The organism is Rubrivivax sp. JA1026 (genome assembly GCF_011065555.1).
Classification (GTDB): Bacteria; Pseudomonadota; Gammaproteobacteria; order Burkholderiales; family Burkholderiaceae_C; genus Rubrivivax; species Rubrivivax benzoatilyticus.
In genome coordinates this window covers 253,187-275,645 of sequence record NZ_JAALCQ010000003.1, presented here as the reverse complement: position 1 = coordinate 275,645, position 22,459 = coordinate 253,187, and the positions used below count along the sequence as shown (strand labels likewise).

The window sequence follows — 22,459 nt, the reverse complement described above, 5'->3', positions numbered from 1 at the left end:
TTTGTTGGGCTTGCGCCGTGGGCTCAGACGCCCAGCAACTCCACCTCGAACACGAGCGTCGCGTTCGGCGGGATCACGCCGCCGGCGCCGCGCGCGCCGTAGCCCATCTCGGGCGGGATCGTCAGCACGCGCGTGCCGCCGACCTTCATGCCGGCGACGCCTTCGTCCCAGCCGCGGATCACGTGGCCGCGGCCCAGCGCGAACGAGAACGGCTCGCCGCGGTCCTTGCTGGAGTCGAACTTGCGGCCGCGGCCGTCGGCGGCCGCCGGGTCGTGCAGCCAGCCGGTGTAATGCACCTTGACGTGCTGGCCGGCGGTGGCTTCGGCGCCGCTGCCGGCGACGGTGTCCTCGATCTTCAGGCTCATGTTGTCTTCCTCGGTCGGTGTTCGAAGGCCGCGATGATGCCAGCCCAGGCGGGCACCGCGGCGGCGAGCCAGTCGTGCACGTCCTCGGCGGCCAGCGGCGGCAGGCCGAGCACGGCGCCGGCGGCGCGCAGCGCGGCCAGCGGGTCGGCCAGGTCCAGCGCCTGGGCGCCGTTCTGCTTGGACAGCTTGTGGCCGTCTTCGCCCAGCACCAGCGGCGTGTGCAGGTAGCGCGGCCGCGGCAGGCCCAGCGCGTGCTGCAGCAGGATCTGGCGCGGCGTGTTGTCGGCCAGGTCCTCGCCGCGCACGACGTCGGTGATGCCTTGCGCGGCGTCGTCGACGACGACCGCGAGCTGGTAGGCCCAGAGCCCGTCGGCACGCTTGAGCACGAAGTCGCCGACCTCGGCGCCGACATCCTGCACCGCCTCGCCCAGGCGCCGGTCGACCCAGCGCACGCGGCCGTCGGCGCGCAGCCGCCACGCGCGGGCCGGCTTGCCGTGCAGGCCGTCGCGGCAGGTGCCGGGGTAGACCCGTTCGGCAAAACGTTCGTGCACCACGCCCCGCGCGGCCAGCGCCTCGTCGATGTCGCGCCGTGTGCAGGCGCAGGGGTAGGCGCGGCCGGCGGCGACGAGCTGCTGCAGCGCGTCGGCATAGGCCTCGCCACGTTCGGACTGGCGCCAGGGCGGCTCGTCGGGCTCCAGGCCGCAGGCGGCGAGCTGCTGCAGGATGATGCGCTCCGCGCCGGGCACGCAGCGCGGCGTGTCGACGTCCTCGATGCGCAGCAGCCAGATACCGCCGTGCACGCGCGCGTCCAGCCAGCTGGCGAGCGCGGCGACCAGCGAGCCCGCGTGCAGCGGGCCCGTCGGCGACGGGGCGAAGCGGCCGCGGTACACGATCGACTAGCCGATGCGCCGGCCGACCGCTATGGCGGTGCCTGTGCGACGGCGCATCAAGCGGACGCCGTGGCCCGGCTTTGCCGGGTCACTGGCGGCGCCCCCTTGAGGGGGCTTCGGCGGGACGGGGACCGTCCGGCGGACGGTCCGCGCCAGCCGAAGGGCCGGGCCAAGGGCCCGGCGCGGCCTGCAAGGTGCGCCGAAGGCGCTTCGGGGGTGGGCCATCAGTCCAGGGGACCGGCGTGGCGTTCGAGCAGGGCGCGGCGCGTCGTCGGGCTTTCCAGCTGCCCCAGCCACCACTGCAGCGCGCGGCCGAGGCCGAGCGCGCCACGTTCGGCGCGCCAGGCGTAGTGCAGGCGTGCGGTGTGGCCGCCGCGCTGGGTCTGGCGCGCGACCAGGTGGCCGGCTTCGAGGTGGGCTCGCGCCATCGGCTCGGGCACGAAGCCGCAGCCCAGGCCGCGCAGCAGCGCGTCGAGCTTGGTGCGCATCGTCGACACCGTCAGCACGTCCTGGCCGGGCAGCAGGTTGACAGTGACCGGCGCCAGGCGCTGCGCGGTGTCGGCCACCGCGATCGCGCGCTGGTGCACCAGCTCGGCGTCGCTCAGCGGCTCCTCGCCGCGCGCCAGCGGGTGGTGCGGCGCGACGACGAAGACGAACTCCACCTCGCCCAGTGGCCGGATCTCGATGCCGCCCGGGTTGGCGTGGTCGCCGGCAATGCCGATCGCCAGGTCGACCTGGCCCGAGACCAGCGCCTCCCAGGTGCCGGCGAGCACGTCGTGGCGCAGCCGCAGCCGCGTCGCCGGGCCGCCGCGCGTGTTCTCGGGGCAGCCGTCGCGCACCTCGCAGAAGGCCTGCACGAGCTCGAACACCGTCGTCATCGACAGGATGTCCTCGACGCTGATCGCCAGCGTCGTCTCCCAGCCGCTGGCGACGCGGCGCACGCGGTTGGCGACGGCGTCGATCTCCTGCAGCAGCCGGCGGCCTTCGTGCAGCAGCTCGGTGCCGGCGGCGGTGAGCTGCGCCTGGCGCGAGCTGCGGTCGAACAGCAGCACGTCCAGCGAGTCCTCGAGCTGGCGCACGCTGTAGGTCAGGGCCGACGGCACCTTGCCCAGCTCGCGCGCGGCGGCGGCGAAGCTGCCGGTGCGCGCGATCGTGTCCATCATCTGCAGCGCCTCGGGGGTGAGGGCCTGACGTCGTTCTGCCATGGCTTCATCTTATTTGAACGGGACCTTCAAGCGCGCCCGCCCCGCCCCCGGGAGCCGGTGCCTACAGTGCAATCCATGATCACGCACCGCAAATCCTCCGACCGCGGCCACGCGGACCACGGCTGGCTCAAGAGCTGGCACAGCTTCTCCTTCGCCGACTACTACGACCCGGCGCACATGGGCGTGGGCAACCTGCGCGTCATCAACGACGACCGGGTGGCCCCGGGCACCGGTTTCGGCACCCACGGCCATCGCGACATGGAGATCGTCAGCTACGTGCTCGAAGGCGAGCTGGCGCACCGCGACAGCCTGGGCAGCGAAGGCGGCGTCATCCGCCCCGGAGAGGTGCAGCGCATGAGCGCCGGCACCGGCGTGCGCCACAGCGAATACAACCACGCCGAGAGCACGACGCACTTCCTGCAGATCTGGCTGCTGCCGCGCACGACCGGCATCACCCCGGGCTACGAGCACAAACGTTTCGACGACGCCGACAAGCGCGGCCGCCTGCGCCTGGTGGCCTCGGAAGACGGCCGCGAAGGCTCGGTGACGGTCCATGCCGACGCCGCAATCCGCGCCGGGCTGTTCGACGGCGACGAACGTGCCGAGCTCGAGCTCGACCCGCAGCGCCTGGCCTACGTGCACCTGGCGCGCGGCACGCTGCGTGCCAACGGCGTCGTGCTCGCCGCCGGCGACGCGCTGACGCTGGACGGCGAGACCCGCCTGGTGCTCGACAGCGGCAGCGCCGCCGAAGTGCTGGTCTTCGACCTGGCGCGCTGAGCGGGGCGCCGCGGCGCGTGTCGCCGCGGCCCGGTACAGTCGGCCGCCGATGGATGTCCTGAACAAGCTGCTGCGCGAGATGCCGCCCGCCGACTGGGCGGCGCTGGCCTTCTACTTCGTCGCGTGGGTCGGTTATGCCGTCTTCGCCCGCCGCCGCGCCCGCCACCGGCCCTCGGTGCTGGGCGCGACGAACCGCGAACGTGCGCGCTGGATGACGCAGATGGCGCGGCGCGACAACCGCATCGTCGACGCCGGCGTCGTGCAGGCGCTGAGTTCCAGCCCCTCGTTCTTCGCGTCGACGACGATCCTGATCATCGGCGGCCTGTTCGCCGTGCTGTCCAGCGCCGAGCGTGTCAGCGACCTGGTTCACGAGATCCCGTTCGCCACCCACAGCACGGTGCTGATCTTCGACCTGAAGATCCTGCTGCTGCTGGCGACCTTCGTCTACGCCTTCTTCCGCTGCACCTGGAGCCTGCGCCAGTACGGCTTCGGCGCGATCCTCGTCGGCGCCGCGCCGCTGCCCGACCAGTTCGCCGACGACGGCGAGCGCGAGGCCTACGCGCAACGCGCCGGCCGTGTGATGGGGCTGGCCGCCGAGTCGTTCAACGACGGCCTGCGCGCCTACTACATGAGCTTCGCGGCCTGCGCCTGGTTCCTGTCGCCGTGGGCGATGATCGTCGGCATGCTCGGTGTCGTGACCATCCTGTTCCGGCGCGAGTTCAAGTCCGAGGTGCTGGCCGAGCTCAACAAGCCGCCGCTGGGCCCTCGGGCCGGCTGAGCCCGTCGAGAAAGGCCTTGCAGCGCGCGAGCTGCTCCAGCGTCGCACGCCCGGCGTGCGCAGTGGGCGGCGAGGGTCTCGACCAGCGCCAGGTTGGAGCGCTCGCTGACGGTGTCCAGTCGCACCGGACGCCGGGCCCGTTCGAGGCCTTCATCGGAAGGCGGCGGCAGGGGAGGGCGTCGGGCCACGGTACCCGCGTGCCGGCGCCGGGCGTGCGCCATGGCTAGCATCGGCGGATGCAGATTCCGACCCGAGACGACATCGCCGCCGCCGCGGCCCGCATCGCACCCGACGTGCGTCGTACGCCGCTGTGGCGCCTGCCGGGCTCCGCGCTGGGGCTGGACTGCGCCGAGGTCTGGCTGAAGCTGGAACAGCTGCAGCTGTCGGGCAGCTTCAAGGCACGCGGCATGTTCAACCGCCTGCGGTCGCGGCCGGTGCCCGAGGCCGGCGCGATCGTCGCGTCGGGTGGCAATGCCGGCATCGCGGTGGCCGCCGCGGCGCGTGCGCTGGGCGTGCGCTGCGAGGTCTTCGTGCCGGAGGTGAGCAGCGCCGCCAAACGCGCCGCGCTGGCGGCGCTGGGCGCGCGGGTCGTCGTGCACGGTGCGGCCTATGCCGACGCCTTCGCGGCCAGCGTCGAGCGCCAGCGCGAGACCGGCGCGCTGGTCATGCACGCCTACGACCAGCCCGAGGTCGTCGCCGGCGCCGGCACGCTGGCCGCCGAGATCGAGGCCGAGGCCGGCGTGCCCGACCGGCTGCTGGTCTCGGTCGGCGGCGGCGGGCTGGTGGCCGGCCTCGCCGCCTGGTTCGAGGGCCGCACGCGCATCGAGGCTTTGGAGCCGGCGCGGGCGCCGACGCTGAACGCGGCGCTGGCCGCCGGCGAGCCTGTGGACGTCGAGGTCGGTGGCGTGGCCGCCGATTCGCTGGGCGCGCGCCGGCTTGGTGCCATCGCCTGGCAGGTCGCCCGGCGCCATCCGGTCGTCTCGACGCTGCTCGACGACGAGGTGATCCGCGCCGCGCAGCGGCGCCTGTGGCGCGAGCTGCGCCTGGCGGTCGAGCCGGCGGCCGCGCTGCCGCTGGCGGCGCTGTGGTCCGGCGCGGTGAAGCCGGCGGCGCACGAGCGTGTCGCGGTCGTCGTTTGCGGCGCCAACCTGGACCCGGCGACGCTGGCCTGATCAGCCCAGGCCGAGGAACTCCAGCACCGGCGCCACGGTCTGCGCCGGGTCTTCCTCGTGCGGCACGTGGCCGAGCGCGGGGAAGACGACGAGCCGGCTGCCCGGGATGCGGCGCGCGAAGTCCTCGCCGGCCGACGGCGGGATGATGGTGTCGCGGCCGCCCCAGAGGATCAGCGTCGGCAGGCGCAGCGTCGAGATGCGGTCGGCGTCCTCGCCCGAGCGCGCCGACCGAAGGCGTTCGACCAGCGCGCGGCGGTTGCCTTCGCGCAGCGTCAGCTCGAAGTAGCGGTCGACGAGTTCGGCCGTCACGCGCGACGGGTCGCCGTAGGCGCTGGCGACCCCCTGGCTGACGGCGGTGCGCGGCAGCACCCACTCGAACGCGCGCCCCAGGCCGGGCACGCGGGCGAACTGCCAGGCCAGCGGCATGCCGCCGGACGAGAACACGGTGCCGCTGGCATCGACGAGGATCAGGCGCTCGACGCGCTGTGGCGCCATCGCCGCCAGCCGCCAGGCGACCTCGCCGCCGAGCGAGTTGCCGCCGACCGCGAAGCGCTGCACGCCCAGCCGGTCGAGCAGTTCGAGGACGAAGCGCGCCAGCGTCTCGCCGTCGTAGCGCTGGCCCGCGTAGCGCCCGGCCCAGGGGCCGGTGAGGCCGAAGCCGGGCAGGTCCAGCGTGATGACGCGGCGTCCCGGCGCGATCGAGCGCACCCAGCCTTCCCAGGTGTGCAGGCTGGACGAGGTGCCGTGCAGCAGCACCAGCGGCACCTGGCTGCGCGGCCCCTCGTCGCGCAGGTGCACGAGCTGGCCGCCCAGGTCGACGAAGTCCGACGGCGGCGGCGCCCAGTTGGCGACCAGCGACTCGACGCTGCGGTCGGGCGCACGCGACATCGCGAGCAGCGCCGCGGTGGCCATCAGCAGCAGGCCGAGGACACGGAACAGCAGGCGCATGGCAGCAGGGCGGGGACGCGGGAGCCGGGGTGCGCGGCATTGTAGGCAGCGCCCGGGGTCGGCCCGGCCGCGCCGACCCCCTCCCTACAATCCCCGCATGCCCTTCGTTCACCTGCGGACGCACACCGAATATTCCGTCGTTGACGGCACGCTGCGCATCGACGACGCGGCCGGCGCCGCCAAGGCCGACGGCCAGCCGGCGCTGGCCATCACCGACCTGTCCAACCTCTTCGGCGCGATCAAGTTCTACAAGGCCTGCCGCGGCGCGGGCGTCAAACCCATCGTCGGCGTCGACGTCTGGATGGACCCGCTGCCCGAAGCCGCCGAGCGCCAGCCCACGCGCCTGGCGCTGCTGGTGCAGGACCGCGGCGGCTACCTGAACCTGTGCGAGCTGCTGGCGCGCGCCTGGACGAAGAACGTGCAGCGCAACCAGGCCTGGGTGAAGTGGGAGTGGCTGCACGAGCTGTCGGGCGGGCTGATCGCGCTGTCCGGCGCCGACATGGGCGCGGTCGGCCAGGCGCTGCTGGCCGGTGACGAGCAGCGCGCCGCCGCCGCCGCGCGCGAGCTGGCCTCGATCTTCCCGGGCCGCTTCTACCTCGAACTGCAGCGTGCCGGCCTGCCGACCCACGAGGCCCATGTGCGTGCCGCGGTGCCGCTGGCCGCCCGGCTGGGGCTGCCCGTCGTGGCAACGCACCCGATCCAGTTTCTCGAGCCCGACGACTTCGAGGCCCACGAGGCGCGGGTCTGCATCGCCGAAGGCGAGACGCTGGCCAACCCCAAGCGCATCAAGCGATTCACGCGCGAGCAGCACTTCAAGACCGCGGCGCAGATGGAGTCGCTGTTCGCCGACGTGCCCAGCGCGATCGCCAACACCGTCGAGATCGCGCGCCGCTGCAACCTGACGCTGGTGCTGGGCAAGCCGCGGCTGCCCGACTTCCCGACGCCCGACGGCTCGCCGATCGACGTGTACTTCCGCAAGGCCTCGCACGAGGGCCTGGAGAAGCGCCTGGTGGCGCTGTTCCCGAAGGAGGAGGAGCGCGAAAAGCGCCGCCCCGAGTACGTCGAGCGCCTGGAGTTCGAGCTCGACACCATCCTGAAGATGGGTTTCCCGGGCTACTTCCTGATCGTCTCGGACTTCATCGTCTGGGCCAAGGCCAACGGCTGCCCGGTCGGCCCGGGGCGGGGTTCGGGCGCGGGCTCGCTGGTCGCCTACGCGCTGTTCATCACCGACCTCGACCCGCTGCAGTACAAGCTGCTGTTCGAACGCTTCCTGAACCCGGAACGCGTGTCGATGCCCGACTTCGACATCGACTTCTGCCAGGGCAACCGCGACCGCGTGATCCGGTACGTGAAGGAGAAGTACGGCCGCGACGCGGTCGGCCAGATCGCGACCTTCGGCACGATGGCCGCCAAGGCGGCGCTTCGCGACGTCGGCCGCGTGCTCGGCATGGGCTACGGCCACGTCGACGGCATCGCCAAGCTGATCCCGGCGCCGCCGGGCAAGACGGTGACGCTGGCCAAGGTGCCCGAGAAGCCCGACCCCGGCATCATCTACGCGCGCCAGGAAGAGCCCGAGATCGACCGCCGCGAGGCCGCCGAGGAGGAGGTGGCCGAGCTGCTGTCGCTGGCCACGCGTGTCGAAGGCATGGTGCGCAACATCGGCATGCACGCCGGCGGCGTGCTGATCGCGCCGGGCAAGATCACCGACTTCTGTCCGCTGTACCAGCAGCCTGGCAGCGACAGCGCGGTCAGCCAGTACGACAAGGACGACGTCGAGGCCATCGGCCTGGTGAAGTTCGACTTCCTGGGCCTGGCGACGCTGACGATCCTGGAACTGGCGCGCCAGTTCATCGTCGCGCGGCGGCCGAACATGAAGGACTTCAGCTACGAGACGCTGCCGCTGGACGACCAGCGGGTCTACAAGCTGTTCTCCGACGGCCTGACCGAGGCGGTGTTCCAGTTCGAATCACGCGGCATGCAGGGCATGCTGCGCGAGGCCAAGCCCAGCCGGCTGGAGGACCTGATCGCGCTGAACGCGCTGTACCGCCCGGGCCCGATGGACCTGATCCCGACCTTCGTCGCGCGCAAGCACGGCAAGGAGACGGTGGAGTACCCGCACCCGCTGCTGGAGACCGTGCTCGGCGAGACCTACGGCGTCATGGTCTACCAGGAGCAGGTGATGCAGACGGCGCAGGTGCTGGGCGGCTACTCGCTCGGCGGCGCCGACCTGCTGCGCCGTGCGATGGGCAAGAAGAAGCCCGAGGAGATGGCCCAGCACCGCGTCATCTTCCGCGAGGGCGCGGCCAAGAAGGACATCCCCGAAGCGAAGGCCGACGAGGTCTTCGACTTGATGGAGAAGTTCGCCGGCTACGGCTTCAACAAGTCGCACGCCGCCGCGTACTCGCTGCTGGCCTATCACACGGCCTGGATCAAGGTGCACTGCACGGCCGAGTTCTTCGCGGCCAACATGACGATCGAAGCCGACAACACCGACAAGCTGAAGGTGCTGCTGGCCGACGCCAAGCTGTTCGGCATCCGCTTCGATCCGCCCGACGTCAACACCGGCACGCTGCGTTTCGAGCCGATCGAGGACAAGCGCATCCGCTACGGCCTGGGGGCCGTCAAGGGCACCGGCGCCGGCGCGATCGAGGCCATCGTCGCGGCGCGCGAAGGCCGCGCCGGCGACGGCGGCGGCCCGTTCCGCAGCCTGTTCGACTTCTGCGCGCGGGTCGACCGCCAGCGTGTCAACAAGCGTGTCGTCGAAGCGCTGATCAAGGCCGGCGCCTTCGACTCGCTGCACGCCGACCGCGCCGCGACGCTGGCCAGCGTCGGCCTGGCGTTCGAGTGGGCCGACACGCAGGCCGCCAACAAGGACCAGGGCGGGCTGTTCGACTTCGGCGACGCGCACGGCTCGAGCACGCAGGAACCGGCGCTGGTCGCGGTGGAACCGTGGTCGGTGCGCGAGCGGCTGATGCAGGAGAAGATCGCCATCGGCTTCTACCTGTCGGGCCATCTGTTCGATGCCTGCCGCGACGAGGTGCGCAAGTTCGTGCGCCGCGACATCGTCGAGCTGGTCGACTCGCGCGAGCCGCAGTCGGTGGCCGGCATCGTCTCCGAGCTGCGCGTCATCAACGGCCAGCGCGGGCGAGTCGCGATCTTCAAGCTCGACGACGGCAGCGAGGCCATCGAGGCGGTGGCCAACGAGGAGCTGCTGGACGCCAGCCGCGAGCTGCTGCGCGAGGACGAGCTGGTCATCGTCGTCGGCAAGCTGCAGCCCGACCGTTTCTCGGGCGGCCTGCGCCTGAACGCGCAGCAGGTCTGGGACCTGGCGACGGCGCGCGCCCGTTACGGCCGCTACCTGTCGGTCGAACTCAACGGCGGCCTGCCGCCGGTGGCCGACGTGCTGAAGCTCTGGCCGGCGCGCCGTGTCGAGACCGAGGAAGGCGAGACCCAGCAGGGCCTGGCGGTGCGGCTGAAGCTCAAGCGTGCGACGGCCGTCGGCGAGCTCGACCTCGGCAGCGACGCCCGCTTCTGGCCCTGCGACGAGGCGCTGGCGCGCTGGAAGACGATCGCCGACCAGGGGCGCGCGGCCATCGTCTACGAATGAAAGGGTTTGTTTCGCGCGGCCTTGTCTGACATCCGCCGTGCGGCAGGCAGCGTTAGGTTCTCGTGAAACACTGTCTGGAGACCCGATGAGAAAGACGATCGCGAGCGCCTGCCTGAGCATCCTGGCGCTGGTGGGCGCACCCGCCCAGGCCACCAATGTCGGCGTGTCGGTCGAGATCAGCCAGCCGGGCATCTACGGCCGCGTGGACATCGGCCGCTATCCGCAGCCGGCGGTCATCGTCGCGCAGCCGGTGATCATCGGCCGGCCGGTCGCCGTGGCGCCGCAGCCGGTCTACATGTGGGTCCCGCCGGGCCACCGCAAGAACTGGCGCAAGCACTGCCGGGACTACGGTGCCTGCGGCGTGCCGGTGTACTTCGTTGACCACCGCTGGTATCGCAGCCACGTGATGCCGGCGCGCGAGGTGCGTTACGAGCGGCGCGACGACCGGCGCGATGACCGCTACGAGCGCCGCGACGATCGCCGTGACGACCGCTACGACCGCCGTGACGATCGCCGCGACGACCGCCATGACCGGCGCGACGACCGCCGCGGCCCGCCCGGGCCCCGCGACGGCCATCGCGGCCCGCAGGGCTGACGCGGGCGGCTCCGCCAGCGCGTGCGGTGCGGCACGCGCCGGCACTTCTTCACTTCGCCTTCGCCGGCTTGGTGTCCTTGGCTTCGCCGCCGCTCCAGCCGGCGCCGGCCACCGTCAGCCCGGCCTGCGAGAAGCGTGCGGCGTTGCCCGCGCCGATGCCGGGCACGCGGTCGACCATGTCGGCCCAGCTCTTGAACGCGCCGGCCTTGCGCGCCTCGAGGATCTTGGCCGACAGGCCCGGGCCGATGCCCTTGACGGTTTCGAGCTCGGCCTGACTGGCCTGGTTGGCGTCGACCGCGGCATGGGCGTTGAAGGCGAAGGCCGCGAACAGCAGTGCGGCGGCGGGACGCAGGAATCGCTTCATGGAGGGCTCCCTCGGCACCAGGTGCCGTCGTGGCCCGCCGGCCCCATGCCGACGGTGCACGGGGCGCATTCTTCGGAGCCCGCGGGGGGCGCGCATCCCTCCGCGGGGCGCCTCCGAGCGGTGCCCCGTGCAGGGCGATCGCTTGCGCCGCGGCACCCCGCCGGCCGGGGGTGGCCGGCTATAGTCTCCGCCGCCGCCGCGCACCGCGGCGCGAGACGGTGAACCTCCCGAGATGACTTCCCTTTTTGCCCACAACCTGGCCGAGCACCGGGCGCTGTTCGCTCGGCTCGACACGCTCGACGCCGAGGTCGAACGCGCCGGCGACACGATCGCACGGGCGCTGGCCGCCGGCGGCAAGCTGCTGATCTGCGGCAACGGCGGCTCGGCCGCCGACAGCCAGCACATCGCCGCCGAGCTGACGGGCCGCTTCATCCACGACCGCCGGCCGCTGGCGGCGATCGCGTTGACGACCGACACCTCGGCGCTGACCAGCATCGCCAACGACTACGCCTTCGACGACGTGTTCGTGCGTCCGGTGCGCGCGCTGGGCCGTGCCGGCGACGTGCTGCTGGGCCTCTCGACCTCGGGCAACTCGGCCAACGTGCTGCGCGCCGTGGACGCCGCGCGTGAACTGGGCCTCACGACGATCGGCCTGCTGGGCCGCGACGGCGGCGCGCTGCGCACGCGCTGCGACCAGGCGATCGTCGTGCCGAGCACGACGACCGCGCGCATCCAGGAAGCGCACATCCTGATCGGCCACACGCTGTGCGGGCTGGTCGAACAGAAGCTGGGGCTGGCATGAGCCCTCAGGACTTGTCCGGGGCTCATTCCCGCTCGGCGGGAACGGCCGCCAGGCCGAAGGGTGCCCCAGTGAGCCCATCAGTGAGCGTCACCGCCACCTGGCCGCGTCCGGCGCGCGAGGCGCTGGCGGCGTGCCGCGTGCTCGTCGTCGGCGACGTCATGCTCGACCGCTACTGGCACGGCGCCGTCGACCGCATCTCGCCCGAGGCGCCGGTGCCGGTGGTGCGTGTCAACCGCGAGGAGGAGCGCCTGGGCGGCGCCGCCAACGTCGCGCTGAACGTGCGTGCGCTCGGCGCGCAGGCGACGCTGCTGACCGTCGTCGGCGACGACGAGCCTGCGCGCCGGCTGCGCACGCTGCTCGAGGCCCAGGACGTGCGCGCCGTGCTCGGCGCCGACGCCCAGCTGCGCACCATCGTCAAGCTGCGTGTCATCGGCCGCCAGCAGCAGCTGGTGCGCATCGACTTCGAGAACCAGCCGACGCACGAGGTGCTGGCGCAGCTGCTCGACGACTTCGAGCGCGAGCTGCCCGGCCACGACGCGGTGCTGTTCTCCGACTACGGCAAGGGCGGGCTGGCCCACGTCGGCCGCATGATCACGATGGCGCGCGAGGCCGGCAAGCCGGTGCTCGTCGACCCCAAGGGCAGCGACTTCTCGCGTTATGCCGGTGCCGACCTGATCACGCCGAACCGCGCCGAGCTGGCGCAGGTCGTCGGCCATTGGGCCAGCGAGGACGAGCTGCGCGAACGCGCCCGTGCGCTGCGCGAGCGCCTGGGGCTGGCGGCGCTGCTGCTGACGCGCTCCGAAGAAGGCATGACGCTTTACGACGCCCAGGGCGAGCGCCACGTCGACGCCGACGCCCGCGAGGTCTTCGACGTCACCGGCGCCGGCGACACCGTCATCGCGACGATGGCCGCGCTGATCGCCGCCGGCCTGCCGGCAAGCGACGCGATGCCCTGGGCCAACCGCGCCGGCGGCATCGTCGTCGGCCGTTTCGGCACGGCCAGCGTCGGTTACGACGAGCTGTTCGCATGAGCCCACAGGACTTGTCCGGGGCTCAGTCCCGCTTGGCGGACCGGCCGCAAGGCCGAAGGGTGCCCCGATGAGCTTCATGGACAAGCTCTGCGCCCGCGCCGACGCCCCGGCGCGGCTGGCGGCGCTGCCGCGGCCGTGGGTGTTCACCAACGGCGTCTTCGACGTGCTGCACCGCGGCCACGTCAGCTACCTGGAGCGTGCGCGCGCGCTCGGCGGCTCGCTGGTCGTCGGCGTCAACAGCGACGTCTCGGCGCGTGGCCTGGGCAAGGGCCCGGACCGGCCGCTGAACGGCGAGCAAGACCGCGCGCTGGTGCTGGCGGCGCTGGAATCGGTGTCGCTCGTCACCTGGTTCGACGAACGCACGCCGGTGGCGCTGCTGGCCGAGCTGCGCCCCGACGTCTACGTCAAGGGCGGCGACTACGACATCGAGACGCTGGAAGAGACGCGGCTGGTGCGCGGCTGGGGCGGCACGGCGCTGGCGCTGCCCTTCGTCGACGGCTACTCGACGACGCGGCTCGTCGAACGCATCCGCGCCGGCACATGAGCCCGCAGGACTCGTTCGGTGCCCATTCCCGCCAGGCGGGACCGGCCGCCAGGCCGGACAGTGCCCCACAGCGCGCGCGCGCCGTCTTCCTCGACCGCGACGGCGTGGTCAACGTCGATCACGGTTACGTCGGGCGCTGGGAGGACTTCGAGTTCGTGCCCGGCGCCGTCGACGCGATGCGCCGGCTGCACCAGGCCGGCTGGCGACTCGTCGTCGTGACCAACCAGTCGGGCATCGCGCGGGGTTATTACACCGAGGCCGACTACGAGGCGCTGACGGCGCGGATGAAGGCCGAACTCGCCGCCGCCGGCGCGCCGCTGGCCGGCGTCTACCACTGCCCGCATCACCCGAAGGGCTCGGTCGCGGCCTATGCGCGCGACTGCGACTGCCGCAAGCCGGCGCCGGGGATGATCCTGCGCGCCGCGCAGGAGCTCGGAATCTCGCTCGCCGAGTCGGTGCTGGTCGGCGACAAGGCCAGCGACGCCCAGGCCGCGCGCGCGGCCGGTGTCGGCCGGGTCGTGCTCGTCGCCGAGGCGGGAACGCTGGCCGACGGTGCCGAACTCGCCGATGTGGTGGCCGCTTCGCTGTCGGTCGCGGCAGAGAAGGGCCTGATCGCCGTCGCGCCGGCGGTCAGCTAGCGGGCCGGCGCCGTCGCTGACCGGGATTTGCGCTGCGCCAGCCGGTCGATGATCTCGCCGCGGCGCTGCTGCCAGTCGCGCTCGAAGATCGCCAGACGGTGCACGTCGACACGGCCGGTGGCGGTGGCGTAGTGCTCGCGAAAGACGCCCTCGACATCGAAGCCAAACTTGCGGTGCAGCCGCAGCACCGGCTGGTTGTACGCCAGGACCTCGCAGCACAGCTTGTGCAGCCTGAGCGGCCCGAAGGCGTGATCCAGTGCCAGCACCTCCATGCGGCTGCCGCTTCCCGGCGGCGCGTCGGGTGCGGAGTAGAACGCCCAGAACGCGTGTCCGTGCACCGGGTCGATGTGGCTGAAGCCGACGACGCCACAGGCTTTGCCATCGAGCATCGCGACGAAGTAACGGTGGGCGGGGCTGGCGCGGGTTCGCTCCCACCACGCGCGGTGCTCCGCCTCGCCGATCTCGTGCTGGGTGTACATGTTGGCCCGCACGCGAGGGTCGTTGCGCCACTGGCGCATCGTCTCCACGTCCTCGTCGGCCGCCGGCCTCAGATGATCGGCAGGGTTCATGTCGGCTCCTTCGGGCTTCGAAATGTCTGCGGCCTTGTCCCAAACGGTGCGATCGGCGTCTGCGCCGGTGTCACGAGATCGAATCGACAACAGGCCTGCCGCCAGCACCGAAGGCGTTCCGGCCCTCTCCGTCAGCCGTCTCCCAGCGCCTGCATCGCGCGGTACAGCCACTCGGCGCGCTCCCAGTCTTCGGGCGTGTCGATGTCCTGCACACGGTGGCGCGGCAGGCGCAGCGCGACCGCGTCGGGTCCGAAGACCGGGCGCCCGTCGCACCACGCCTGGGCGCGTCCCCAGTAGAACTGCCCGGCATCGTGGAAGGCCGGCACGAGATCCTGGGATCGCGTGGCGTAGTCCTGCGGCCGGATCATCGACACCTCGCCGTTCGGTCCCAGGTGCAGGGCTCGTTCGATCGGATAGCCGAAATCGGTGACGCTGAAGACGAAGTCGCAGCCACGCTGCTGCAGCAGCGCCAGGGCCTGCCGGATGTCCTGCGCCCGCAGAAACGGAGCGGTGGCGTACAGGCAGCAGGCGTACTCGATGCGGCCAGCGCCTGGCTGCAACTGTTCGATGGCGTGGCGGATCACGCCGGCCGTGCCGGCATGGTCGCCGGAGAGCTCGGCCGGGCGCCTGAACGGCACCTCGGCACCGCAGGCGCGTGCGATCGAGGCGATCTCGTCGTCGTCGGTGGAGACGACGATGCGATCGAAACAGCCGCTGGCCGACGCTGCGGCGATCGAGTGGGCGATGATCGGGCGGCCGGCGAACTCTCGGATGTTCTTGCGCGGGATCCGTTTGCTGCCGCCGCGCGCCGGGATCACCGCGACCTTCATGCGAGCTGCCGCCGAAGCCGCTCGATGACGTAGTCCTGCTCGGCCTCGGCCAGGCGCGGAAACATCGGCAGCGAGATGGCGCCGTCGTAGTAGGCCTCGGCCACCGGGAACTGCCCGCGATCGAAGCCGCGGCGGCGGTAGAACGGCTGCAGGTGCACCGGGATGTAGTGCACGTTGACACCGATGCCGTCGGCGCGCAGCGCTTCGAACACCGCGCGGCGACGGGTCGCGTCGTGCAGCCGGACCGGATACAGATGGAGCGCCGAGCGGTTGTCCGCGCGGCGCTCCGCGATGTCCAGAGGCAAGCCACGCAAGGCGTCGTCGTAACGTCGAGCCAGCGCGTGGCGGCGTTCGACGTACGCCTGCAGCCGCGACATCTGCGAACGGCCGAGTGCCGCCTGAAGGTCGGTCATCCGGTAGTTGAAGCCGAGATCGACCTGCTCGTAGTACCAGGGACCATCGGCCGGGTTCTCCATGCGCGAGGTGTCGCGCGTGATGCCGTGGCTGCGCAGCAGTTCGAGGCGCCGCGCGAGCGCGGCGTCGCGGGTCGTCGCCATGCCGCCCTCGGCGGTGGTGACGATCTTCACCGGGTGGAAGCTGAAGACCGTGATGTCGCTGTAGCGGCAGTTCCCGATCGGCTCGTCCAGATAGCGCCCGCCGATGGCATGCGACGCGTCTTCGACGATGGCGAAACCATAGCGTTCGCCCAGCGCACGGATCTCGCGCATCGCGCAGCTCTGCCCGGCGAAGTGCACTGCCGTGACGATGCGCGGCAACTGTCCGCGCGCGGCCGCATCCTCCAGCCGCCTTTGGAGCGCCGAGACCGACAGGTTGAGCGTGCCGGGGTCGATGTCGACGAAGTCGACGTCGGCGCCGCAATAGAGCGCAGCGTTGGCGGTCGCGACGAAGGTGTTGGGGCTGGTCCAGACGATGTCGCCCGGGCCCAGGCCCAGTGCGAGGTAGGCGATATGCAGCGCTGCCGTGGCACTGTGCACGGCGACGGCGTGCGGCACCTGACAGGCCGAGGCGACTGCGGCCTCGAACGCCGGGATCTCGGGGCCTTGCGTCAGGAAGTCCGATCGAAGCACCGCGTCGACGGCGGCGATGTCCTCGGCAGTGACGTCCTGACGGCCGTAGGGAATGGGTTTCACAGCAGACCGATCTTCTCGCGGTTCTGGGCGATCCAGGACTGCAGCGCCTCGGCGCTCATCCAGTCACTGTTGGTGTGGCTGGAGTAGTCGAAGCCCTCGGGGACCTTGGTGCCGTCCTTGATGCGTTCCGCGCTGGCGTCCCAGTTGTGGATGGCCGGCAGGATCTTGTAGTGGTCGGCGTACTCGTAGGTGTAGAACGAGTCCTCCGGGCTGATCATCTGCTCGTGCAGTTTCTCGCCCGGCCGGATGCCCACGAACTCGATGCGTGCCTCCGGCGCCACCGCCCGGGCGAGGTCGACGATGCGCATCGACGGGATCTTGCGCACGTAGATCTCGCCACCGACCATGTCGTCGAAGGCGTGCCAGACCAGTTCGACACCTTGCTCCAGCGTGATCATGAAACGCGTCATGCGTTCGTCGGTGACCGGCAGCACGCCTCGGTCGCGGATCGACATGAAGAACGGGATCACCGAGCCGCGCGAGCCCATCACGTTGCCGTAGCGCACCACCGCGAAGCGGGTGCCGTGGGCGCCGGCGTAGGAGTTCCCGGCGACGAACAGCTTGTCCGAAGCGAGCTTGGTCGCGCCGTAGAGATTGACCGGGCTGCTCGCCTTGTCGGTGGACAGCGCGACGACGCGCTCGACACCCTTGTCGATGCAGGCGTCGATCAGGTTCATCGCGCCGATGACGTTGGTCTTGACGCACTCGAACGGGTTGTACTCCGCGGTCGGCACGATCTTCGTCGCCGCCGCATGCACCACGACGTCGATGCCGTCCAGCGCGCGATACAGGCGCTCGCGGTCGCGCACGTCACCGATGAAGAAACGCACCCGCGGATCGCCCTGGAACTTCTTGGCCATCTCCCACTGCTTCATTTCGTCGCGGGAGTAGATGACCAGCCGCCGCGGGTTGTAGCGGGCGAGTGTCATCGGCACGAAGGTGTTGCCGAAGGAGCCGGTGCCGCCGGTGATGAGGATGGACTTTTGCGTCAGCATGATGTCGAGTGGGGCCCGGCGCGGAAGCCGGAGTGCGATCTTGGCGCGCATTGTCCTGTGTTCGCAGGCCCAATGCGATGAGGAAGTCCAAAGCTCACCGTCTTCGGGTTCGTCGTCTGTCCGGCGGCCGGTCGATGCCGCTTGCTGCCTGCCCCGGTGTCCTCGCGCCGCTGCCGGCAGGCGGACTCGGTCCCGTCTTGAGCGGCACAGCGAGGAAAACGGTCCCGTGTGACCGAGAATGACGTCTTGCGCGTCGTTCTGGTGCGTGACGGGTCAGTCTTCACCTGATTCGTCACCGGATGCCAGTCCGACGCCCGAACGCTGTGGCGTTCTCCTGGTGTTCCTGGTAATCAACATGTTGATCTACAAGAGTGGTTGGCGTGCCGCCGGCTGCGGCGTCCGTCGCACCCCGGGCGTTGCTCCAGTTCCCCTGAGTCCGCGGCGACCGACGAAGGGGCGGCCTTGAATCTCTGCGTCATTCCCGCACGAGGCGGCAGCAAGCGCATTCCGCGCAAGAACGCCAAACCGTTCTGCGGCCGGCCGATGATCGCCTGGTCGATCGAGGCGGCGCTGTCCAGCGCTTGCTTCGAACACGTCGTCGTGTCGACCGACGATGCCGAGATCGCGCAGCTGGCCCGCCGGTTCGGCGCCGAGACCCCGTTCACGCGCCCGGCCGAACTGTCGGACGACTTCACGCCGACCCGTCCGGTCGTGAACCACGCGATCCTCGATGCCCAGCAGCGTTGGGGTGCCGTCGACCGCGTCTGCTGCCTCTATGCCACGGCCCCGTTCGTGCGCGCGGCCGACCTTCGTGCCGGCCTCGCGACGCTGGAGTCCAGCGGCGCCGAGTTCGCCTTCACCGTCGCCAGCTTTCCGTACCCGATCCAGCGTGCCTTGCGCCGCACGGCGGATGGGCGGGTGCAGATGATCGACCCGTCGACACGGCTGACGCGTTCGCAGGACCTCGAACCCGCATTCCACGACGCCGGCCAGTTCTACTGGGGGCGCACGTCGGCCTTTCTGGACGGTCTCGAGACCTTTTCCGAGTGCTCGGTGCCCATCGTCCTGCCGCGCGAGCGCGTGCAGGACATCGACACCGAGGAAGACTGGCGCCGTGCCGAACTGCTGATGCGCTTGTTGGACGGCCAAGAGCCGGTGGCGCCGCGATGATCGTCGTCCGTTGCGACGCCGGCCCGGTGGTCGGCATGGGGCATCTCGCGCGTTGCCGGGCCCTCGCGTCGGCGATTCGCCGCCGCGGCTGCGCGGTCGCGCTCTTCGGGCCTGATCCGGCGTACCGGACTCGGGACGACGAAGCGTTGTTCGATGCCTGGCTGCCGGACGGCGGCTGGCGCGGCGGCGAAGCCGATGCGCAGGCGCTGCTGGCCTTTGCGCGCACGCTGCGGGCGCGTGGCGCCGTGCTCGACGACTACCGCGTCGATCTCGCGTACCAGCAGCAGCTGCGGGCGGCCGGCCTGCCCTGGCTTCAGTTCCAGGCCCAGGCCGACATGCCCTTGCTGGCCGATCTGGTGCTGAACTACAGCCCCGCGACGCCCGAGGAGCCGTATCGCCGTGCGGCCGACCGAACCGACGCGCGCCTGCTGATCGGGCCGGCCTGGGCCATTCTTCGCGACGAGTTCGCCGGCCAGGCGCCGCGGGCGGCGGCCTCCGCGGTGAGCGAGGTGCTGCTGAGCTTCGGCGGCGGCGACGACCGCGGCGCGCTCGGTTTTGCGCTCGATGCACTGCTTCCCGTGGCTCCCGCGGGCCTGCGGTTCGTCGTCGTCAGCGGCCGGCACAACCCGGCCAATGCCGCTTACCTGCAACGCTACGCGGGCGACGCGCGCGTGCGCTGGCTGATCCAGCCCGGGGATGTCGCGGGCCTGATGCGGGCCGCCGATCTTGCGGTGCTGGCCGCAGGGACGACCACTTTCGAGGCCGCCTGCTGTGGCCTGCCGATGCTGATGCTGGCCATCGCCGACAACCAGATCGAACAGGGCCGCGGCTGGCAGCAGATCGGCGCCGGAACCTACCTGGGCGAGCTGGGCCAGGTGAGGGCGCAGGAACTGGCCGACGCGTTCGTGGCGGCCTTGCCTGCCGCGCCCCGGCAGCGCATGGCCGAGGCCGGCCGCGCCGCCGTCGACGGTCAGGGGGGCGACCGGGTGGCCGCGGCCTTGCTCGAGGTCGTGGCCGCGGTGCGGGGGCGGCCATGAAGGCGGGTTTCGACCTCGTCTGCATCGGCGCCGGTGACGAGCAGGTCGCCGGCATCGCGGCTGCCCAGCGCCTGGGACTGCGCGTGTTCGCGCTCGACGGCAATGCCAGCGCTCCGGGGCTCGCCCTGGCCGACGCAGCCGAGGTCGTCGACCTGCGCGACGCCGATGCCGTCGTCGCCGTCGTGCGGCGGACCGGCGCGCGTGGCGTGGTCCCGGTGCCTCTGGGCGCCGTGCTGGCCACCGTGGGTGCGGTCAACGACGCGCTGTGCTTCCGTGGGATCTCCTCGCGCTCCGCGCGGTTGTGCACCGACAAGGCACTGATGCGAGCGGCCTTCGCCGCTGCCGGCCTGGCGCAGCCGATGTCGCTGCCGGCGGCCACCCGAGACGAGGTGCTGGCGGCGGCCCGGCGTGTCGGTTTCCCTCTGGTCGTCAAGCCCGCCAGCGGCAGTGGCAGCCGCGGTGTCGCGCTGTTGGCCGATGCAGCCGAACTCGACGACTTCCTCGAACGACACGGCGCCGACCTGCTGGAGCGCTTTGCCGGCGGCGCGCTGGTGGAGTCGGTCCTCCGCGGTCAGGAGTACGGCGTCGACGGGGTGGTCGCCGACGGTGTCTGCTCGGTGTTGTCGCTGCGCCGCAAGCTCATGTCGCCGCCGCCTGCGCGAGTGGCCTTGGCCTACACCGGCCCGGTGCGGCTCGCGCCGGACACGATGCAGCGCATCGACGCAGCCATGCGCCGTGCCACGGCCTGTATCGGGCTGCACGACTGCCTGTTCCACGCCGACGTGATGGTGTCCGACGCCGGCGAGGTGACGATCATCGAACTCTCGGGGCGGCCTTCGGGTTTCGGCCTCAGTTCGGTGCTGCTGCCGGCCTGCCTCGGCGTCGACGTCCAGGAACAGGCGATCCGCATGACGCTGGGCCTGTCGTATTCGTTCCAGCCGACGCGGCGGCGCATCGGACGGCTGGCCGGCGTCGTCGACCGGGCGGGCACCGTTCGTTCGCTGGGCTCACCGGAACGGGCCAGGGCCGTGCCGGGCGTTGTCTCGCTGCGGCTTGCGCTGAGCGAGGGCGATGTGGTGCCGGACATGGCGTCGGGCGCCGACTGGTGGCATGCCGGCCACGCAATCGTCGTCGCCGACGACGAACCTGCGCTGGATGCCGCGTGGCGTGAGCTCTGCCGTGCGCTGGCGATCACGATCGAGTGAAGGAGATCACCATGGTTGCGACCGACTACCAGACGACGTCCCCGGGCCGGGTCTGGCGCGGGCAACTGGCGGCGAACCGGCTGCGCTATCCCAGCGAGCCTGTCGTGCGCTGGCTGGCGCGCATCCGTCCCTCGTTGCCCGCCGACGCTGCGGCCATAGAGATGGGTTTCGGTTCCGGACGCCACCTCCAGCTGCTGCTGGACCAGGGCCTGCAGGCCTGGGGCACCGAGCTGCTGGAGGATGCCATTGCCCTCGGGGACGAGATCCTGGGCGCCGGCTCGCGAGCGGGCCGGGTCGTGCTCGGCCCGCTCGACCATCCCGACCTGCCGAGATCGGCGTTCGACGTCTTCCTGACCTGGGGCACGCTGTTCCTGATGCCGCCCGATGCGATGAAGCGCACGCTCGGCGACGCCGCCCGCCTGCTCAAACCGGGCGGACACGCGCTCTTCAACCTGCGGACTCCGGACAACTGGTTCGCCGGGCTGGGTGCCGAGGGGCCGGCCGGCCACTGGTTGCTGGACGATCGCGCCGGCCCCTACGCCGGCAGCGCCTACACCTTCCTCGATCACGACGCGATCGCCCCGCTGCTCGATGGCACCGGTCTTCGCGTGCACGGGGTCGAACGCATGGACTGGTGGCAGGGACCGCAGATGCAGCGACACTCCTGGTGGATCGTTCACGCGATCCGCGACTGAAACCTCTCGCCGCGCTCGCGCGCGGCCCATGGACATGAAGATCCTCGAACGTGACATCGGCCCCGACAGCCGGCCCTACGTGATCGCCGAGATGTCGGGCAACCACAACCGCTCGCTCGAGCGCGCGCTGGCGATCGTGGATGCCGCTGCTGACTGCGGCGCCGACGCGATCAAGTTGCAGACCTACACCGCCGACACGATGACGCTGGACGTCGCGGAAGGCGAGTTCACGATCCACGACCCGAAGTCGCTGTGGGCCGGCCGCGCGCTGCACGACCTCTACAACGAGGCCTACACGCCCTGGGAGTGGCACGCGCCGATCATGCAGCGCGCCCGCGAGCGCGGGCTGGCCTGCTTCAGTTCGCCTTTCGACGAGTCGGCGGTCGACTTCCTCGAGCAGTTGGATGCCCCGGCCTACAAGATCGCGTCGTTCGAGTGCGTGGACCTGCCCCTGATCCGGCGTGCGGCACGCACCGGCAAGCCGCTGATCATCTCCACCGGCATGGCCACTGTCGCCGAGATCGCGGAGGCGGTCGATGCCGCGCGTGCCGCCGGCTGTCGTGATCTCGTGCTCCTCAAGTGCACGAGCACCTATCCGGCCAGCCCCGAGAACACCAACCTCAGGACGATCGCGCACATGCGCGACGTCTTCGGCTGTGAAGTGGGCCTGTCCGACCACACGATGGGCATCGGTGCGGCCATCGCCTCGGTGGCCTGCGGCGCGACGGTCATCGAGAAGCACTTCACGCTGGCGCGCGCTGACGGTGGCGTCGATTCGGCGTTCTCGATCGAGCCCGCCGAGCTGCGCAGCCTGGTCGTCGAGTCGGAGCGTGCGTGGCTGGCGCTCGGCGCGGTCCGTTACGGCCCGACCGCGCCTGAGGAGAAGGCGCGGCTGCGCCGACGCTCGCTGTACGTCGGCGAAGACCTGAAGGCCGGCGACGTGCTGACGGTCCGCAACCTGCGCCGCATCCGTCCCGGCCACGGCCTGGAGCCGAAGTACTACGAGATGCTGCTCGGCCGGCGCGTCAATCGTGACCTGAGCAAAGGCACGCCGATGGCCTGGGAGTTTCTCGCCTGAGCAGCGCGGCCGG

General features: G+C 71.4%; 23 protein-coding genes. 14 read left to right on the top strand and 9 right to left on the bottom strand.

Annotated elements, in window-relative coordinates; genetic code table 11:
- Positions 1-23: 23 nt before the first annotated feature.
- From G5B56_RS07750 to G5B56_RS07740, 3 genes are all read right to left on the bottom strand, one after another.
- The gene (locus G5B56_RS07750; RefSeq protein ID WP_009856325.1) at positions 24-365 is read right to left on the bottom strand and encodes an FKBP-type peptidyl-prolyl cis-trans isomerase; all 342 of its coding nucleotides are present in this window, start codon (positions 363-365) and stop codon (positions 24-26) included.
- Complete coding sequence (gene gluQRS / locus G5B56_RS07745; RefSeq protein ID WP_164962822.1) at positions 362-1,255, bottom strand: tRNA glutamyl-Q(34) synthetase GluQRS; 894 nt, start codon at positions 1,253-1,255, stop codon at positions 362-364. Before gluQRS ends, G5B56_RS07750 begins: the two co-directional genes overlap by 4 nt.
- 224 nt (positions 1,256-1,479) lie before the next feature.
- On the bottom strand, positions 1,480-2,460 hold the full coding sequence (locus G5B56_RS07740; protein ID WP_009856327.1) for a LysR family transcriptional regulator: 981 nt from the start codon (positions 2,458-2,460) through the stop codon (positions 1,480-1,482).
- Positions 2,461-2,535: 75 nt separating this feature from the next.
- On the opposite strand from G5B56_RS07740, the gene G5B56_RS07735 reads away from it, so the two are divergent.
- From G5B56_RS07735 to G5B56_RS07725, 3 genes are all read left to right on the top strand, one after another.
- Positions 2,536-3,237, top strand: coding sequence for a pirin family protein (locus G5B56_RS07735; RefSeq protein ID WP_164962821.1), 702 nt, complete (start codon positions 2,536-2,538; stop codon positions 3,235-3,237).
- Between the two features lie 49 nt (positions 3,238-3,286).
- On the top strand, positions 3,287-4,015 hold the full coding sequence (locus tag G5B56_RS07730; RefSeq protein WP_009856329.1) for a DUF599 domain-containing protein: 729 nt from the start codon (positions 3,287-3,289) through the stop codon (positions 4,013-4,015).
- A 236-nt stretch (positions 4,016-4,251) separates the two neighbouring features.
- Positions 4,252-5,187, top strand: a complete 936-nt coding sequence (locus G5B56_RS07725) for a serine/threonine dehydratase (protein ID WP_009856330.1) — start codon at positions 4,252-4,254, stop codon at positions 5,185-5,187.
- On the opposite strand, the gene G5B56_RS07720 is transcribed toward G5B56_RS07725, so the two are convergent.
- On the bottom strand, positions 5,188-6,135 hold the full coding sequence (locus G5B56_RS07720; RefSeq protein WP_164962820.1) for an alpha/beta fold hydrolase: 948 nt from the start codon (positions 6,133-6,135) through the stop codon (positions 5,188-5,190).
- Between the two features lie 97 nt (positions 6,136-6,232).
- On the opposite strand from G5B56_RS07720, the gene dnaE reads away from it, so the two are divergent.
- Entirely contained in the window at positions 6,233-9,742 is a 3,510-nt protein-coding gene (gene dnaE / locus G5B56_RS07715; protein ID WP_164962819.1) for a DNA polymerase III subunit alpha, read from the top strand.
- 85 nt (positions 9,743-9,827) lie between these two features.
- On the top strand, positions 9,828-10,337 hold the full coding sequence (locus G5B56_RS07710; RefSeq protein WP_009856336.1) for a hypothetical protein: 510 nt from the start codon (positions 9,828-9,830) through the stop codon (positions 10,335-10,337).
- A gap of 49 nt (positions 10,338-10,386) precedes the next feature.
- Here the strand turns inward: G5B56_RS07710 and G5B56_RS07705 are convergent, their stop codons facing one another.
- Complete coding sequence (locus G5B56_RS07705) at positions 10,387-10,701, bottom strand: helix-hairpin-helix domain-containing protein (protein ID WP_164962818.1); 315 nt, start codon at positions 10,699-10,701, stop codon at positions 10,387-10,389.
- Positions 10,702-10,933: 232 nt separating this feature from the next.
- Here G5B56_RS07705 and G5B56_RS07700 point away from each other — a divergent pair, with 232 nt between their 5' ends.
- The 4 genes from G5B56_RS07700 (at position 10,934) to gmhB (ending at position 13,716) form a co-directional block, all read left to right on the top strand.
- Positions 10,934-11,503, top strand: a complete 570-nt coding sequence (locus G5B56_RS07700; RefSeq protein WP_164962817.1) for an SIS domain-containing protein — start codon at positions 10,934-10,936, stop codon at positions 11,501-11,503.
- A gap of 80 nt (positions 11,504-11,583) precedes the next feature.
- Positions 11,584-12,534, top strand: a complete 951-nt coding sequence (gene rfaE1, locus G5B56_RS07695) for a D-glycero-beta-D-manno-heptose-7-phosphate kinase (protein ID WP_009856339.1) — start codon at positions 11,584-11,586, stop codon at positions 12,532-12,534.
- 67 nt (positions 12,535-12,601) lie between these two features.
- Positions 12,602-13,078: an adenylyltransferase/cytidyltransferase family protein gene (locus G5B56_RS07690; RefSeq protein WP_009856340.1), complete on the top strand. Its 477-nt coding sequence runs from the start codon at positions 12,602-12,604 to the stop codon at positions 13,076-13,078.
- Positions 13,075-13,716, top strand: coding sequence for a D-glycero-beta-D-manno-heptose 1,7-bisphosphate 7-phosphatase (gmhB, locus tag G5B56_RS07685; protein ID WP_164962816.1), 642 nt, complete (start codon positions 13,075-13,077; stop codon positions 13,714-13,716). The genes G5B56_RS07690 and gmhB overlap by 4 nt, the downstream gene beginning before the upstream one ends.
- On the opposite strand, the gene pseH is transcribed toward gmhB, so the two are convergent.
- The 4 genes from pseH to pseB form a co-directional block, all read right to left on the bottom strand.
- Entirely contained in the window at positions 13,713-14,285 is a 573-nt protein-coding gene (gene pseH / locus G5B56_RS07680; RefSeq protein ID WP_164962815.1) for a UDP-4-amino-4,6-dideoxy-N-acetyl-beta-L-altrosamine N-acetyltransferase, read from the bottom strand. The two genes, gmhB and pseH, sit on opposite strands and share 4 nt — an antisense overlap.
- A 131-nt stretch (positions 14,286-14,416) precedes the next feature.
- Positions 14,417-15,115: a pseudaminic acid cytidylyltransferase gene (gene pseF, locus G5B56_RS07675; RefSeq protein WP_164962814.1), complete on the bottom strand. Its 699-nt coding sequence runs from the start codon at positions 15,113-15,115 to the stop codon at positions 14,417-14,419.
- Positions 15,112-16,266: a UDP-4-amino-4,6-dideoxy-N-acetyl-beta-L-altrosamine transaminase gene (gene pseC, locus G5B56_RS07670; RefSeq protein ID WP_206023496.1), complete on the bottom strand. Its 1,155-nt coding sequence runs from the start codon at positions 16,264-16,266 to the stop codon at positions 15,112-15,114. Before pseC ends, pseF (G5B56_RS07675) begins: the two co-directional genes overlap by 4 nt.
- The gene (gene pseB / locus G5B56_RS07665) at positions 16,263-17,261 is read right to left on the bottom strand and encodes a UDP-N-acetylglucosamine 4,6-dehydratase (inverting) (protein ID WP_164962813.1); all 999 of its coding nucleotides are present in this window, start codon (positions 17,259-17,261) and stop codon (positions 16,263-16,265) included. Before pseB ends, pseC begins: the two co-directional genes overlap by 4 nt.
- Before the next feature lie 462 nt (positions 17,262-17,723).
- Here pseB and pseF (G5B56_RS07660) point away from each other — a divergent pair, with 462 nt between their 5' ends.
- Genes pseF (G5B56_RS07660) through pseI form a run of 5 tightly spaced genes read left to right on the top strand, consistent with a single transcriptional unit; the run spans position 17,724 to position 22,446 of the window.
- Entirely contained in the window at positions 17,724-18,431 is a 708-nt protein-coding gene (pseF, locus tag G5B56_RS07660) for a pseudaminic acid cytidylyltransferase (RefSeq protein ID WP_164962812.1), read from the top strand.
- Positions 18,428-19,468: a PseG/SpsG family protein gene (locus G5B56_RS07655; protein WP_164962811.1), complete on the top strand. Its 1,041-nt coding sequence runs from the start codon at positions 18,428-18,430 to the stop codon at positions 19,466-19,468. Before pseF (G5B56_RS07660) ends, G5B56_RS07655 begins: the two co-directional genes overlap by 4 nt.
- Positions 19,465-20,673 (top strand): ATP-grasp domain-containing protein, encoded by a 1,209-nt coding sequence (locus G5B56_RS07650; protein ID WP_164962810.1) that lies wholly within the window; start codon positions 19,465-19,467, stop codon positions 20,671-20,673. The genes G5B56_RS07655 and G5B56_RS07650 overlap by 4 nt, the downstream gene beginning before the upstream one ends.
- 11 nt (positions 20,674-20,684) lie before the next feature.
- On the top strand, positions 20,685-21,368 hold the full coding sequence (locus tag G5B56_RS07645) for a class I SAM-dependent methyltransferase (RefSeq protein WP_164962809.1): 684 nt from the start codon (positions 20,685-20,687) through the stop codon (positions 21,366-21,368).
- A 34-nt stretch (positions 21,369-21,402) separates the two neighbouring features.
- Positions 21,403-22,446 (top strand): pseudaminic acid synthase, encoded by a 1,044-nt coding sequence (gene pseI, locus G5B56_RS07640; RefSeq protein ID WP_164962894.1) that lies wholly within the window; start codon positions 21,403-21,405, stop codon positions 22,444-22,446.
- Positions 22,447-22,459 lie beyond the last annotated feature (13 nt).